Annotated in this window: 13 protein-coding genes; 10 read left to right on the forward strand and 3 right to left on the reverse strand. The window is 42.0% G+C overall.

The genetic code is table 11. From position 1 onward, the window contains the following. From V7L01_RS23380 to V7L01_RS23420, 9 genes are all read left to right on the forward strand, one after another. On the forward strand, positions 1-2,027 hold a 2,027-nt coding region (locus V7L01_RS23380; protein ID WP_335038889.1), incomplete at its 5' end, for a CHAT domain-containing protein. 3 nt (positions 2,028-2,030) lie between these two features. Then, complete coding sequence (locus tag V7L01_RS23385; RefSeq protein WP_335038891.1) at positions 2,031-2,408, forward strand: hypothetical protein; 378 nt, start codon at positions 2,031-2,033, stop codon at positions 2,406-2,408. 236 nt (positions 2,409-2,644) lie between these two features. After that, entirely contained in the window at positions 2,645-4,012 is a 1,368-nt protein-coding gene (locus V7L01_RS23390) for a hypothetical protein (protein WP_335038893.1), read from the forward strand. Between the two features lie 368 nt (positions 4,013-4,380). Then, on the forward strand, positions 4,381-4,749 hold the full coding sequence (locus tag V7L01_RS23395) for a Crp/Fnr family transcriptional regulator (protein ID WP_335038895.1): 369 nt from the start codon (positions 4,381-4,383) through the stop codon (positions 4,747-4,749). A 104-nt stretch (positions 4,750-4,853) separates the two neighbouring features. Next, positions 4,854-5,219, forward strand: a complete 366-nt coding sequence (locus V7L01_RS23400) for a Lin0512 family protein (protein WP_335039104.1) — start codon at positions 4,854-4,856, stop codon at positions 5,217-5,219. 68 nt (positions 5,220-5,287) lie between these two features. Beyond that, entirely contained in the window at positions 5,288-6,082 is a 795-nt protein-coding gene (locus tag V7L01_RS23405; RefSeq protein WP_335038897.1) for a DUF3598 family protein, read from the forward strand. A gap of 676 nt (positions 6,083-6,758) precedes the next feature. Beyond that, positions 6,759-7,097: a hypothetical protein gene (locus V7L01_RS23410; protein WP_335038899.1), complete on the forward strand. Its 339-nt coding sequence runs from the start codon at positions 6,759-6,761 to the stop codon at positions 7,095-7,097. A 282-nt stretch (positions 7,098-7,379) separates the two neighbouring features. Beyond that, complete coding sequence (locus V7L01_RS23415; RefSeq protein ID WP_335038900.1) at positions 7,380-8,564, forward strand: AbrB family transcriptional regulator; 1,185 nt, start codon at positions 7,380-7,382, stop codon at positions 8,562-8,564. A 272-nt stretch (positions 8,565-8,836) separates the two neighbouring features. Next, positions 8,837-9,652, forward strand: coding sequence for a DUF1838 domain-containing protein (locus tag V7L01_RS23420; protein WP_335038902.1), 816 nt, complete (start codon positions 8,837-8,839; stop codon positions 9,650-9,652). 36 nt (positions 9,653-9,688) lie between these two features. Here V7L01_RS23420 and V7L01_RS23425 read toward each other — a convergent pair whose 3' ends face one another. After that, positions 9,689-13,162 (reverse strand): ATP-binding protein, encoded by a 3,474-nt coding sequence (locus V7L01_RS23425; protein WP_335038904.1) that lies wholly within the window; start codon positions 13,160-13,162, stop codon positions 9,689-9,691. A 126-nt stretch (positions 13,163-13,288) separates the two neighbouring features. Beyond that, complete coding sequence (locus V7L01_RS23430; protein ID WP_335038906.1) at positions 13,289-13,606, reverse strand: hypothetical protein; 318 nt, start codon at positions 13,604-13,606, stop codon at positions 13,289-13,291. 230 nt (positions 13,607-13,836) lie between these two features. On the opposite strand from V7L01_RS23430, the gene V7L01_RS23435 reads away from it, so the two are divergent. Beyond that, complete coding sequence (locus V7L01_RS23435; protein WP_335038908.1) at positions 13,837-14,646, forward strand: nucleotidyltransferase domain-containing protein; 810 nt, start codon at positions 13,837-13,839, stop codon at positions 14,644-14,646. A gap of 60 nt (positions 14,647-14,706) precedes the next feature. On the opposite strand, the gene glsA is transcribed toward V7L01_RS23435, so the two are convergent. Further along, complete coding sequence (gene glsA / locus V7L01_RS23440) at positions 14,707-15,690, reverse strand: glutaminase A (protein WP_335038909.1); 984 nt, start codon at positions 15,688-15,690, stop codon at positions 14,707-14,709. Positions 15,691-16,151 lie beyond the last annotated feature (461 nt).

A 16,151-nucleotide genomic window follows, 5' to 3' on the forward strand; every position in this document is an offset into this window, starting at 1 on the left:
AGAGAATATTAGGAGAACGAGCCGAGAATATTGAATTAGCGATCGCTGCTTATAATCAAGCACTGGCTATATATACCCGCAGCGCCTTTCCTGAAAATTGGGCAGGTACGCAAAATAATCTGGGGATTGCTTACGATCAGAGAATATTAGGAGAACGAGCCGAGAATATTGAATTAGCGATCGCTGCTTATAATCAAGCACTGGCTATATATACCCGCAGCGCCTTTCCTGAAGATTGGGCAATGACGCAAAATAATCTGGGGATTGCTTACGATAAGAGAATATTCGGGGAACGAGCCGAGAATATTGAATTAGCGATCGCTGCTTATAATCAAGCACTGTCTGTTAGAACCCGCAGCACCTTTCCTGTTGATTGGGCAACGACGCAAAATAATCTGGGGGCTGCTTACAAAAACAGAATTTTAGGAGAACGAGCCGAGAATATTGAATTGGCGATCGCTGCTTATTCTGCTGCACTCGGAGTTAGAACCCACAGCGCCTTTCCCCAATATCATGCAGAAGTTTTGTTCAATCTCGGCAGCTTATACCAAGACGAAAAACTATTTTACTCAGCTTATAATATCTTTGTTTCTGCCATTGTGACAGTCGAAGCTTTGCGGACAGATATTGTTTCTGGTGAAGAAGCCAAGCGTAAACAAGCAGAAGAATGGAATCAACTTTATAGAAGCATAGTGGAAGTTTGCCTGGAATTAAAAAGAGATACCGAGGCAATAGAATATATTGAGCGTAGCAAAACCCGCAATTTGGTAGAACTGTTAACCAAAGCAAAATTAACAACTCCAGAAAATTTGCCTTTAGTTGGTAGCAGCATCCACTTTGGAGAAATTCAAAAGCTCTTAGACAACAAAACTGCAATTATCCAGTGGTACATTTTTAATGATTGTTTTCGAGCTTTCATCATCACCAGTCACAACGATAAACCAGCAATCTGGCATTCTAGTAAAGAAAATTTAGATGCCTTGAGCGATTGGAAAAATAAATATCTAGATGACTACTACAACCTGGAAGACCAAGATAAAATTCAATGGCAGAATCAGCTAGAAGAACGTCTGAAAAAGTTAGCAGAAATTCTGCATCTTGAGGAAGTCTTAGACCAAGTACCCAAACAATGCGACAGATTAATCTTTATTCCTCATCGCTACTTACACCTGTTTCCTCTCCATGCTTTATCTGTCAAAGAATCATACCTAATTGACTTATTCCCCAACGGCGTAGGCTATGCACCCAGTTGTCAACTTCTGCAACAAGTTCAACTGCGTCAACGTCCTGATTTTCAATCTTTCTTTGCCATCCAAAACCCTACAGAAGATTTATATCAAGGCTACGAAAAAGATTTAGGAGCCGTTGGAGCCATCAAGAAACAGTTTGCTGATGCTCATATTTTGAAGCAAGACCAAGCCAACAAGTCAGCAATTCTGCTCGGCATTAATGAAAATATTCACAATGTTACACTAAATGAAAAATTGCTGAAAGCTAACTGTGCTTTTTTCTTCTGTCATGGATACTTTAACTTTGCTTCTCCCCAAGATTCTGGATTACAGTTAGCTGATGGAAACCTGACTTTAGCAGATATTATTACTCACTTCAAACTAGAAAACTGTCGCCTAGTCACTCTCTCTGCTTGCGAAACTGGTGTTACAGATTCCACAAGCACGAGTGATGAATACATTGGTTTACCCAGTGGATTTTTGTTAGCTGGTAGCACCAATGTAGTCAGTAGCCTTTGGACTGTCAGTGCTACAGCTACAGCTTTATTGATGATTAAATTTCACGAAGAACTACAGCAGCAAAGTAATATTGTATTAGCTTTAAATACAGCACAACGTTGGTTAAGGGATACGACAGTCAAAGGCTTTCAAGATTGGCTGATTAACTCCTCACTAACTTGGGGTTACAAGATATATTTAAAGAAATACTTTGCTGCTAATCATGAAAATGACTTAACCAAACCGTTTGAATCACCTTTTTATTGGGCTGCTTTTTGTAATATAGGTAAAGGAGTTTAGAAAATGTCAATTTCTAGAAATAGCATCGAAGCTTTTATTCAAGTGCTTGACTCTCAATCAAATTTGATTCCGACTCAAGACTGGAATGAATTGCAGCAACTATCGAGTCAGTTACCAGAAGACAATGAGGAAATTGTAGAAATCCTAGAAAATTGGTTGCAATCAGAATCCCGTAATCAAGTTCTAGAAGCTTACAAGCAAAACCTGGAATCAATCACTGACAAATTACCTATTAATGTAAGTGCAAACATAGGAATAGCTAATAGTAAATCACAGACTCCAGCCAATCAACCTAGTGAATCATCAAAGGAACTTGTAGATAACGCCATAAAAAACAATTCTCCTTTGTCTGACGATAAAAAACCACAACCAAAACCATGAAAAATTTTAGTAGCTTTGCTTAGAGGTTGTTTGAAAAGTAGTATGTTGTGATTTTAATCGAATTATTACCCCCCTTAATCCCCCCTTATAAAGGGGGGAAACAATAAAATCTAGTTCCCTCCCCTTTATAAGGGGAGGGTTAGGGTGGGGTAAAAAAATTTTATACATCAATCATGACTTTTCAAACATCCTCTTAACCCAAGCTACAATTTACAATAAAAATCTTAGCCAAAATAGTGAAGAATTTCAGCCTCAGCCTCTATGCTTTTCATCTCCGCCACACCCTAACTGAACTTCCCGGTGAAGTTGTGACAGATGCTAATCTCTTGTGGGAAAATCTGGTGAAAGTGGGTGAAGGTTCGCTAACTTTTGTTGGGTTGAAAGATTTACGCTCAAAGTTAATTTGTTATCAAAATGGTAAATACGACCCCAAGCGGGAAATAGGAAGAATACCAGAACGGTTAATTGATGCTCAAGATTTAGATTTGGGTAGTCTCCCCACACCAGAAGGCTTTAAAATTAATGCTAATCTTCAGCCTTTCTTGCTTAATGATACCTACGCAGTTGATTTAACTCTGGTTCCAGAACCATCAGACACCCCCATAGACATACCACAACTGCAACATTTTAAACCAAGTTCCCTACTACCATCTAATATTCAAGCATCTTTAGGACAAACATTATGGATTTATGGAGAAGTAGAGCCAACTGAAGATTGTGATACACTAGCTGAAAAATTAGCCATAGCCTTAGTAGCTGGCACAAATCTAAATCCTGTAAGAACACAACAAGGAAAACTGTTTGGTAGTCTTTTATTTGAATACCAAGCACTTGACCCAGATGAACCAGATAATCCTGCCAAACAATGCAATATTTTAATAGTCATTAATAATAGTCAAGCTGCAACAGCAACACTTGCAACAAAAGCTTATGAGTGGTTGCTAAATTTATTATGTAGCTACCATAAAATCCTTTATATTTATCAACAAGCTCGTCAACGCTATCGAGAAGCGAGAACAATTTATAGTAATTTAGAAAATAAAATTCAGGAATTTAACAGCCTGATATCTGAAAATCAAACACAATTATCTGGCTTAAAAAGCTTAATGGGAGAAATCCCCAAAAAAAGCTTTGATTACACCAGATGTTTGCAAGATTTACAAACGCACCACACAGCAATTACTACTAATATTACTAATTACAAAATTTGTTTAGACAAGATTCAAACTATTGATGGCGGAAATAGCCCGCAATCATGGCAAGATTTTATTAACAAAGACTGTAAAAAATGGCAAGAACAAATACAAACATATATTAACTATCTGACTCCAGGTAAAGAATTGTTTGGACAATTCGTTGATACAATTCGCGGTATAGTAGAAACAGAACAAACCGAGAGCGATCGCTCCCTAGAAAACACCATCCAAATACTAGGTATCGGCTTTGGCGGTGGTGCGATCGCCTCTGGTATAGTCACAACACATATTGATAAAATTAATCTCCCGTTAATACCAAAACATCCCCTTTACGCATCGTTAACTTTAAGCATCATTGCTACCTTGATATTTATCGCTTTAGGTTGGCTGATTACCAAACGAAAATAAAGTAAATTCTTCAAATAAACGATGCAAATAAAAGACATGGCCACAGAACAGTTACAAAACTCGATCCGTAATCTCCCGATAAATTGGGGGATTTTAAGAGCTTTTTGCCTTCCTTTTTAAAGGGGGTTGGGGGGATCAAAAGCCTGTAGGGCAACTCTAGAAGACTTGTGTATACACCGTAGCTCCGACTAGGAAAGGGACGGTTTTGCGTAGTAAAACCAGGGAGAGGTTTCTAGGCAATTAGGAGAATAACCAGGAATTTTGTGGATATTAAGAGTTAATCAACAGAAAGTAGTATACTCTTATGGGTTTGCGTAAAGCTATCCAAAAGTTTCGTCTAAAAACCAAGAATTTTGGGGTTGCTCTAAATGTTAAGTCCTGTAATCACAGTCAGTATATTTCAAAAACAACCCGACCCTAAAGTATTTTCAGCAGGCCAAGTCATCTTTGAAGAAGGACAGTCTGGTGATGAGATGTATGGAATTCTCGAAGGAGAGGTAGATATATTAGTCAATGGCAAGGTTGTAGAAACCATTGAAACAGGCGAAGTTTTTGGTGCTGGGGTACTTGTAGGAGTAAAAAGTAGAACTTACGCAGCTATTGCCAAGGTGGATACCAAACTGGGTTTCCTTGATGAGAAAGGGTTTCTTTTTGCCGTTCAGGAAACACCTGTGTTTGCTCTACAGGTGATGAAAAGTTACTCAGAGCGTCTGAGTCGCTTGCAACGTATGGTGTAAGGCAAGGGGCAGGAGGATGCAGTAAATAGCAAGGTCTTTTTCCAAGTAGCTTCTCTAACTTCTGCCTTTTTAGTGTCAAGATGCAAGATTTACCGGAGTTAGCAATGGCGCGTAAACGGTTGATTATCGAAATGGGGATGGGAATAGATCAGCATGGACAAGAACCGACAGTAGCAGCATCTAGGGCAGTACGAAATGCGATCGCTCACAATGCTTTACCTGGTGTTTGGGAAGTTGCAGGTTTAAGTCACCCCAATGAAATGATTATAGAGGTTCAGGTAGCAGTTCCATACCCAGAGCAAGTTAGGGAAGAAGAGGTACTCGCTGTATTACCATTTGGTCGAAAAACTTTGACCGTAGAATCTGGGGGGATGATAGTTCAAGGGCGGGCGATTCCCGAACTCAATGATAAAAATGACGAAATGTTGATTGCGATCGCTGCTGTTACAGTTCTAATCGAAAATGAGTAATTAAGGTCAATACCTAAAATCGGGACTTTAACAAAAAAAGAGTTCCCTGTTCCCTTTAATTTAATAAAATGACGCATCTCCAAGAGCAACACTGGGAAAAATTATTTGCATTCCTGACCATAGAAGGCCAGTCTATGTATGGTATATGGACTGTTTACTCCCCAGAAATGGAAGTCATTAAGTCTTCTCAAGGTATCAGGAATTTGCGTCCCAATGCCGATAAAACGATAATTACTCACACAAATCACTTCCCTTCCCCAGACGGGGGTACGTTAGAAAAACAATGGCAAATTGAGAAGGAAACTTGTAATCAGCCTGATGGATTATTGCATCCAGCAGACCCATCTAAAAGGGGATTAGCTCTGGTTGATTATGGTTCTAGTTCTTGGCTTCCTAGAAAACTCGAATCGGGGCGTAGTTTCTCAGTTGAGTTATTTTTTAAGCATAAAGATTGGAATACTAGCATAGCTAGTATCTATACAGAGAATGGTGATTTAGAGAAAATTCTACATCTGCGCGAACATTTAAATAGTTTTCCTAGCAGCAAGACAAGCGAGGAAATAACCAATCTGTCAGGAAATTGGATTGGCACAAAAGAATCTATTACCTCTGATTTAAAAAATTCTGATGCCGAAGAAATTCGCGAGATTATTTTAGACCCGACCAATGGCAAAAATGACACTTTCTACTTACCCGATGGTGTCGTTGTGAATATTCCTAGAAAATTGCGTGTAGGAGAGGCATTTGAGATAGTAGCCGGGAAGCTGGTTGCAGAAAATGAGTATAAACGCCTCACCGCAAAATACGATGATTCAGGTGCATTTAGATTGTTGATTTCTGAAGTGTTTCGCTTGCAAGATTAGCAGCTAAAATAGTTGGCTAGATAATTACCAGGCTTTACATTTTTTTGACATATTAGGATTAGTTTGAAAATCATAAAACTTAGAACCCCGAATTCTGTAATAATTTGGAAATATCGAAAATATAGTTATTTATAAATGATTTATAGCTGCTACCTTTACATCAGTTAGATTTAAAAAGTTGCTATTAAAAAATAATTTTTCTGTGGAGTAAATTAGGGTATATATCCTAATTTTTTACAATGCGGTATTCACTAATATAATGTATCTGACTTGACCAGTTTTACTTGAGAAATATTCTATCTTTAGGATTAAAGATTTGCTAATACAAAGGGATAAAATTATAGAACTATAGGGTTAGCGATCGCTCTAGCTGCTGTAGCGATACTTGCAGATGATTATAGAATTAGAATCGCAGCAATATCGCTTTCTGTAGCAGCAGTTGCAATCTCCGTTATGGCTCAAATACTCAAAACTCATTTTGAGCGTTCTTATACTCGTCACTAAAATAGGTACTGGGGACTGGGGACTGGAATCTTAATTATTTCCAACACTTAATCCCTAATCTATAATTTTAGTCACGATCGAGTTAGCGGCTCTGCGCTAAAGTAAAAATATTGGGATCAAAATCTCTGGCAGTAAGTTCAATACACCACTAATCCTTACCACTGCGGCGATAATGTCTCAAGAGCATAACGAATCACTCCAAATTCAGGAGATCACCAAACTAAAACCGAAACACTTTGCTGATTTAGTCAGATCGGCACAATTGGTTTTTGACCCCACAGCAGGAGTTTCGGGGAGAAATATCACAGTTGACTGGGAACAATTTGGAATTCCCCGTAATGTGGCGGACAATCTCAGATCGCTTGGTCAGCAGTACCAATATGCATCTCCTCACATCCCTGTTGAAGACATTTGGAGTAAATTAACTCCAGAAACTCGTATTTGGTTCGTTGAAAATAAAGATAGGTTGTGGCAGCTTGAAGAAGCTTTCCCAGCCCTTGACGAAGATTAAACGGCTGAACCATTGAAAGGAATACAAATTATTTTTAGGGGTACAACAATCGTTGTGCCCCTATCCTCTCTCTATAGGCATTTTTGTTTGAAGACAACACGCGGTAAATTTAACCTAGTACACTGTGGCGTCAGTTTGCCTACCTTTAACAAGGCGATTTTGCCCCTTGTACTAGTCTGGTTAATTGAGATGGTAGCTAGATTTACGCCCGCTGTAATAGTTATCTTGTGCGATCGCATTAGCTTGGGTACATAAGTTAAATTAATAAAAAAGCCTATATAGATGAATCAAAGCCTAAGTGTTGCTCCCAGCCTGGAAGAACACACTCATGAAGATCCTGTTGTTACCAAACAACAGCGATTTACGAAGCAACTAATTGTTCTTGTCTTGGAAATGCTTCTGGCATTACCTCTGGGTTTACTTCTGGCAAAGTTCCAAATTGGCAGGATTGCCTGGATATTTGGCGGGATTGCTGCTGGTACAGTGGTTCTTCAAGGGTGTCGAATTTTTTATCAATATTCCCCCCAACCTAACCGCACTGCGAGAAAAGTAGGAATGGCACTTGTAGGCTTAACTGTCGGCGCTTCTAACGCCCACGGTAATCTAGCTAGTGTTGCTTCTGGTATTCCCATATTTATTTTTCTTACCTTGTTTCTGCTGCTGACTGGAAGTTGTATTGGTTATATTTACTCGCGCCTTAGCAAAACCAACCTAATGACAGCAATGCTGGCTACAGTTCCCGGTGGTGTAGGAATTATGGCAGCGATCGCCGCCGATTACAACAAAAATGTTAGTTTGGTTGCCTTAGTTCAGGCAATTCGCGTCACCTCAGTAGTTATTCTAATTCCCTTCATCGCTAAGACATCAACTGGTAATTACTATCCACAAACACTTCCAATTAACACTGCTTGGCTCAATTTCGATCCATCTCAACTAGAATTACTTTTGTTAGTACTGGTAATTACTGGATTAGTAGTTTATCCAGCTATATTATTTAAAATTCCGGCTGGCGATTTCTTTGGTGCATTGTTGATTGGTATCGGGTTTAATCCTTTGCTACATTCGCTGCCTTTTGTGGGTGATATTAGCTTTAGTCCGCCGCCAATCATAAACTTATTGGGACAAATGCTCCTGGGAATTACTATTGGTGAGTATTGGGGAGACAAACCCAACTTTAGGAAGCGGACTGTCGGCTATGCCTTAATGTCTGTGGCGATGACCCTCATAGCCGGAGCGATCGCTGCTATACTGGCGATGCAATTAACCTCTTGGGACTGGTTAACCTGTCTTTTAGTCACAGCACCAGGAGGATCGGCAGAAATGATTCTGGTTTCCCTAACATTAAATCATAATGTTGAAATTGTCACAACTGGTCATTTAGTGCGGCTAATTGCGATTAATAGTTCTCTACCTCTTTGGGTGTTTTTGTTTCGCCGTCTGGATGAGCAACTTTCTGAACCAGTTTAATTATTTAAAGGGATTGGGGATTGGGGATTGGGGATTGGGGAGCAGGGGGAGCAGGGGGAGCAGGGGGAGCAGAGGAGGCAGGGGAAGCAGAGGAGGCAAGGGAGGCAGGGGAAGAAGAACTATTTATTGATTATTGACTAATGACCAATGACTAATGACTAATGACTAATGACTAATGACTAATGACTAATGACTAATGACTAATGACAAAGATGCAACTTGGATGCTGATTAGCTTATTCTTTTGTTATCCAAATACTAAGGATGCTTTAGATGGTTGCCCAAATCCAAGAACTTGAAGCGCAGCACTGGGTTAAAACTCGTTCTTCCCTCGACCCTAGCGAATCTACTTTCCTGATTTGGAAAGGTAAAATTTACGCCTTTATCCCCGGTGAGAAAAGACAACTTCTGTTTAAGATTTTGGGATTGAGTGTTAGCCGATGTATTCCCACAGCAGAAGGTAGCTGGGATTTTACTTCCAGGGAACTGACTTACTACCTGAATCCACAAACAGATGAGGTTTTGCCCAAATGGGAGAATCCTTGGACAGGCGAGACAGTTCCGGTGATTCATGTTGCGAATAATCCAGTGCAGGGGAATTTTAAGGGAAATTTTCCCGCACAAGTAGATGGTGACAGCACCACCTTCGTTTTTGATATATTTCCCTATTACCCCAATCCCTTAGCAGACGATCCAAAATTTGCCGAATACAGCCCAAATCCAATTTATCAGGCAGCGGAATTGTTTAAATTAACTGTGCCAACCGCAGATTTATTTAACACAGCCCTCTCCTCAGTTTCTCAACTCAAACTAAGTTGGGATCGGATTGGTCAATGGCTTCCCTGGATGAAAATGGGCGATCGCCCCGGACAACTTATTTACAGTGCTGTTGGCAGCAAAGTCAATGGTTTAACAGAACTGCCTCCAGTGCTGCAAGACGAAATTAATAACCGGATTCCTCTATATAAAAAAGCACCAAAAGCATTAATAGATGGGGAAGATATGACTTCCTGGCTGTATTTCCAAAAGCACTTTCCAGCTTACTTAGCTGGTGAAATCTTCCCGCTTCCCCAAGCAGAAGAATTTTGACCGAAGGCCCCCTTCCCCTTTTCCTCTTTTTGACAGCTAAGTAGATCGAACCAGGCTGGAGATTGCTTGTACTAACATCCTTGGCTCTACTGGCTTAGAGATGTGCTTGTGGAAACCTGCTTTTAGTGCCTGTTGCTGATTCATCTCCCCAGCGTAGGCAGTCAAGGCGATCGCTTTTATCTGTTCGCCTTGTTCAAACAAGCTTCTGACATACTGTATCAACATATAACCGTCTACATCGGGCATCCCAATATCACTAAGCAGCACATCGGGTTTGGACTGGGTGAGAACCAAGAATGCCTCGGTAGCTGAAGACACGGCTGTGACAATTGCCCCATACTGCTCTAGCACAAAAGCTGTCAATTCTCGCGTGTCGGTATCATCATCCACCACTAAAACGTTGACACCAGTCAAATCTAGAAACGGAACAACCAGCGTACTATCCTGATTCGTTCCTGGCTCGGTGGACATTAGCGGTAGCCGGATTGTAAAGGTTGCTCCTTGCCCAACACCTGGACTTTCTGCCCCAACTGTGCCACCATGCAGTTCGATTAGGTGACGCGCGATCGCTAACCCTAATCCCAATCCACCAAACTTTCTTGTGGTACTGCCATCTGCTTGGCGGAAATAATCAAACACGTAGGGAAGAAAATCAGGATGAATACCTTTCCCTGTATCGCTGACAGTAATTTGGGCAACAGAGCCAAGTTGTTCTAAACGAATATTTACCTGTCCGCCTTCAGGCGTGAATTTAATCGCGTTCGAGAGCAGATTCCAAATCACTTGTTGTAAACGAGTTGAATCACCCAAAACTTTACCAATGTTGGGTTCAAAGACTGTCTGTACTGAAATTGACTTGGCTTGGGCTGCTAGCCGCACGGTTTCTATTCCCGCTTGAATCGTAACAGCGAGATCGACTTGAGCAACATTAAGGCTGAGTTTGCCCCGCAGAATGCGGGAAACATCCAAAAGATCCTCAATCAGTTCTGATTGCAATTTGGCATTGCGTTGAATAGCTGCTAGAGCTTGCGCTGTCTTCGTTTCATCAAGCTTGTGGGTCTGAAGTAAATTAGACCAACCGAGAATTGGATTGAGAGGCGATCGCAACTCGTGTGACAGCACCGCTAAAAACTCATCTTTAACCCGGTTTGCAGCTTCGGCTTCTTCCCGCGATGCTTCTGCTGCCAACCGTGCTTGCTGTTCTGCTTCGTATAACCGGGCATTTTCCACTGCGATCGATGCCATTTGCGCTAACTGCACCAGTATGGCTTCGTCCGCTTCGGTGAACTCACCTTCATATTTGTCTGAAAGCTGAATCAACCCGATGTTATGTCCGTCTCGTCCCACCAGAGGTGCTGCAAGCCAGCCCCGCATCGGAGGGTGGTTTTTTGCCTCGTTGCCAAAGCCTCGCCAACTGGGATGGCTTTCAAGTTCGGCTTGTGTCATCCGCATTGGGTGATTTAGGTGACATACACAGGCGTAAATTCCAGACCCATCTGGCTGTTGCTCGTAGTTTCGCCACTGGGCATACTTATCTGATAGGTGAACGGCGTTAATTGCCTGTGCCCAGTTTTGGTTAACGATCATGCTGGCGACGGACTGGTGGGCACCAATAATCGATGCTGCCTGCTCGGTAATTACTTGCAGGACTTCTGGAACCGACAGCGCAGAACTGATTGCCAGCGCTGCTGTTGTCAATCCCTGCAATTGGTTAGCATAGTGTCGTTTGCGGGTAAGGAGTTGTTCGCGCTCGGTTTGGGCTTGTTTGCGATTCGTGATGTCAATTATAAATTCCACGCCCTCTTCTTCATTGAGACGTTTGGCAGAGAATAATCCCCACCAGCGCGAGCCGTCCTTGCGGATGTATTCCTTTTCGTAGGGTGTAGTGCTGCCAGTTGCTTTAAACTCTTCGATTGCTGTGAGGGAAAGTGGCATCCACTCCGGCGGTGTCATTTCGTCCCACCGCACCAATCCTTGCTCAATATCTTCACGGCTGTAGCCGCTCATTTGCAGGAAAGCATTGTTGGTTTCGGCGATCCTGCCGTTGGTGTTGAAGAAAATGACACCGACTGTTTCGATGGCGATCGCCCGACGCAGACGCTCTTCAGATTCGCGCAAGGCTGCTTCGGCTTGCCTGCCAGGGGTGATATCACGAGAGATGCATAACAACCGTTCGACTTGCCCATCGACTCCTCTAATCGGACTAACTTTGTTATCCCACCACTTCGGCTCGCCTGTTTGAGTTGGACGATAGCCTTGAAAAGTGCTGATTATGCCTGCTTTTGCACCATCAATTGCCTTCAGTGCGGCTTGTTTGTCGGCTCCTTCCCAGAACTCGACCCATGAAGAGTTGAGGAACGGTGTAATCTCATCAATGTTCAGCGCTGCCAGCCCCCCTGGACTCATATACACAATTAGCCCTGACAAATCCAATACTTTGATGCAGTCGTCGCTACTGTCAAGGATCTGCCGATTCAACTCTTCACTTTGGTGCAACGCCGCTTCTGCTAGTTTGTGATTTGTCAGGTCAATCAGTAACCCATCCCACGCATATCCTTCTGCCGTCTGCACAGCGCAGGAACTGCCCTGAACCCATTTGAGCTTACCCGATGGTGTGACGATCCGCCCTTCCCAACGCCAGGGTAAGAGGTTCTCAACAGCGCGAGCAATGGAGGTTCCAAATGACGGCAAATCCTCTGAATAAATTAATTCCACCAAGGAATTAGCATCTTGAAGAATTGTTTCTGGCTCTAATTCCAAAAGTTCGCGAGAGCCAGAATTCACCAAGGTAAACCGATGCGGGCTATTTGTGGGGGGCAAGTAGCGATAGACCATACCTGGCACGTTCGCAACTATTTCCTCGAACTGCGTTTGACTGTGGAGTTCTGCACGAGTCCCTTGCTCGTGGCGTACAGCTTCAAGAGCCGGCTGATGCGCCCGATGGATACTTTGTAAGGCAGAGGCAGTAAAATCTGCCAAACTGCTCATCAGCCGACGATCCTCAACATCAAACTGTCGCGCCTCATGATGCGACACAATCCAAAGAGTGCCTAATGGTTGATTGTTTACACTCAGCGGAATTAGCAATTTCTCAACAATCGGAAACTGGGGATAGTGCAGATAGGTGAAATAGCGTTCGGGATAGGCATACAGTTGCGGCTGCCTAGATTGAAGTGTGGTGCCACAGGGACTAAAATTACCTGGGGTGGTGGTTTGTTCTAAAAACTCTAATGCGCCTGCGATCGCTACCCAGCAAAATCTGGATTCCCCATTCGGATCTGTTTCCAGTAAACTGACTCCGGCTGTATCGGCTCGACATAAATCTATGGCAATTTTAACCAGAGTTTTGAGCGTGGATTGCGGCCGATCCATAAGTTGTTGACCGAGGATGTGGAGCGCTCGGTTTTCAGCCGCTAAATCTGGCTGTCTCGCTGGACGACCAGTCAGTGCCTCTGTAATCAAGACATCCGCTTCCGTGGCTGCCGGAGTATTGTTTTGGGATAAACGCATTATATATATACAACTCGGCCGTGTTTAACTAAAATCAAAAGGCTCAAGTAGTTATTAGACTTATAACAAGCTCAATAATACATCTCACTCAAAGCAAATAAATTTAATATTTAATTAATATCTCATTTAAGCTGGCGGCTGTATCTCGTTAAATTCTTTAATTGCTTTGATATGGGCTTCATTTACCTTTATATGCTCCTTTACTGCTTCTGAAAACACATCTGTTGAAGGATCTTCTGTTAGTCTGTGCGCCAAATCTTGAAATTCCTGCGCGTGCTCGTGCATGGTTTCTCCATAGGCTTCGATACGTTCTTTTTGTTCCGGCTCGATTTGGTCATCTGTTTTTAAACTCTTACCCAACTCTTGTACCTCTTTGCTGTGCTCAATTGATTTTTGAGCATGTTTTTGTGCCGTCTCTATAGTCTGCTTTGAAACTTCGTGCATAATGTTAATCCTGACTTATCGCCTTAAAAGAACTATAAAATAGAAGCTATCTCGCCTATCTATAACAGTTAGTTAAAAACTCACTAATATAAAAATTTTATATGCTAATGAAAACCTGGCTAACTAGCTAGAGATGGATGGGATTGGCGTTTAAACTAATCCTTCCGACTGCCGCGTAGGCGTACCCAGCCGTAGGCATCGCTATTGAAATTTCAAAAATTGGAGATAGTATGGCTGTTCCCAAACCACAACGAGAGCTTCTAGAACAGATTCTCGCAAAGTTGAAGACGGATAACCGTTTACTGGGTGTAGCAATCGGTGGTTCTTATTTGAGTAGAGAAATGGATCGGTATTCCGACCTGGATCTGATTATTGTTGTAGATGATGTTCATTATCAGCAAGTTTTAAAAGAGCGTCAGCTTTTAGCCAGCAAACTAGGGAAACTGCTAGCAGCTTTTACCGGCGAACACGTTGGCGAACCCCGATTATTAATCTGTCTCTATGACAGTCCTCTTGTACACGTCGATTTGAAGTTTTTGCTTTTACAAGATTTTCAAACAGACCGCATAGAAAATCCGATGATTCTATGGGAGCGGGGAAATCTACTAACCTTAGCTGTTTCAGATAATCCACAGAATTATCCACCTTTTGACCCGCAGTGGATTGAAGACCGCTTTTGGGTGTGGGTACACTATGGTGCAACTAAATTAGGAAGAGGTGAACTCTTTGAAGTGATTGATTTTCTTTCTTTTCTGCGCGGGCAAGTTCTGGCACCATTAGCCAAGGTGCAAGCTGGACTGCTTCCACGCGGTGTGAGAAATCTGGAAAGAGAAATTCCGGCTTATTTGAATGATTTTCGTCAAACTATTCCTGCTAAACACGAACAAGAAGAAATTGCGCGATCGCTCCAACACACCATTCGTTTTTACTGCCAACTTCGCTCTACATTAACAATCCCAGAGTTCATTATCCACTCTCAAGCCGAAGCTGCCTCTACAAAATATCTACAAACAATAATAGATGAGTTTAAAGTGCGCTAATAAAACTCAGGATTAATCCCCAACAAAGATAGAACCTCCTCCTGTGCTCTTCTGCTTCCTTCAATCAAATTTCGCCTCTTCACCTGAACAATCAAATAGATGTAAACCTAAGCGTTGGGAAAGTTCTTCACACACCTTGACTCCCCGCACACTATTACCACGTACATCCAGCAGCGGCGAAAAAACTCCAATGCCCATCTTATTGGGTACAACAGCAATAATCCCACCACAAATACCGCTTTTCGCCGGAATCCCAATTTTGTAAGCCCACTCACCAGCAAAGTTGTACATCCCACAGGTATACATAACACTCAGAATATCTTTGATGTAACGCTTATCTACCGCCCGTTCTTTGGTAATCGGGTTAATACCTCTGTTAGCAAGGGTAGCTGCCATCACCGCTAAGTCTTGACAATTCACCATCACAGCACACTGTTGGAAATAAAGATCCAGTGCCTCTTCAATGTTTCGGTCAATCATGCCAAAGTTGAGCATCAGATGCGCCATTGCCCGGTTGCGATGCCCTGTACTGCGTTCTGAGGTAAAAACTGAAATGTCAACGAACACGTCGCGGCCAATATATCGCCGAAACATATCCAGCATTCGGTTGAGGCGTTCGGTGGGGCCGGAACCTTTAATTAAGCTGGTGGTGGCGATCGCACCTGCATTTACCATTGGGTTATAAGGTCGCTTCGATTGCTCATCCAAAACAATCGCGTTGAATGCATCCCCCGTCGGTTCTACGCCAACTCTAGTCAAAACGTAATCCAGCCCATGATCTTCTAAGGCAAGTCCATACGCAAACACCTTGGAAATTGACTGAATAGTAAAGAGTTGCTCGTAGTCCCCAACCTTGTAAACCTGGCCATCTACTGTCACAATGCAAATGCTGAATAAGTCCGGATTTGCCTTGGCCAATTCCGGAATGTATTTTGCCACTGCACCCTCCCGCAGTGACTTGTACCGGGAATGCAACTCGTTGAGAAAAGCTTTTAATGGGGATGGATCTATTTCTAAATCTCCTTGATTTGCTTGGTTTGTCATCAGGCTGATTGCATTTCTCAAAATACCTACTATATATAGTAGGGGTGCAGCTGTACATCCCTACAACCGCAAAGATTTTTGAAAATACGATTTGCTGTAAAACATCATACTGGAGTAACTACTTAGCCATCTGGATACTAGTTGTCGTTTTTGATACAAATTACATTTAATCTCCAAGCGATCGCGAAGTTTTATTAATTTTTTTATCATTAATCCGGAAAAATATTAAGTTGAGTATCGACCTTTTTTTTATACTCAGTAATACTGTTATTTAAAGTTACATATATCACCATATTACGCCTAGTTACGGAGAGCAAAAGTCCTGATTAATCTAAGTAGAAAAAACTTTGAAAAAAAATATAAAGATATTAAGTTCAAATTAATCTGCATACTTCTTTCAGATGTAACTCCTTTGACCGCTTATTCATAGGGAAATCTGAATATTTCATTAAATAAGTATT

This window comes from Nostoc sp. (assembly GCF_036917095.1).
Taxonomy (GTDB): Bacteria; Cyanobacteriota; Cyanobacteriia; order Cyanobacteriales; family Nostocaceae; genus Nostoc.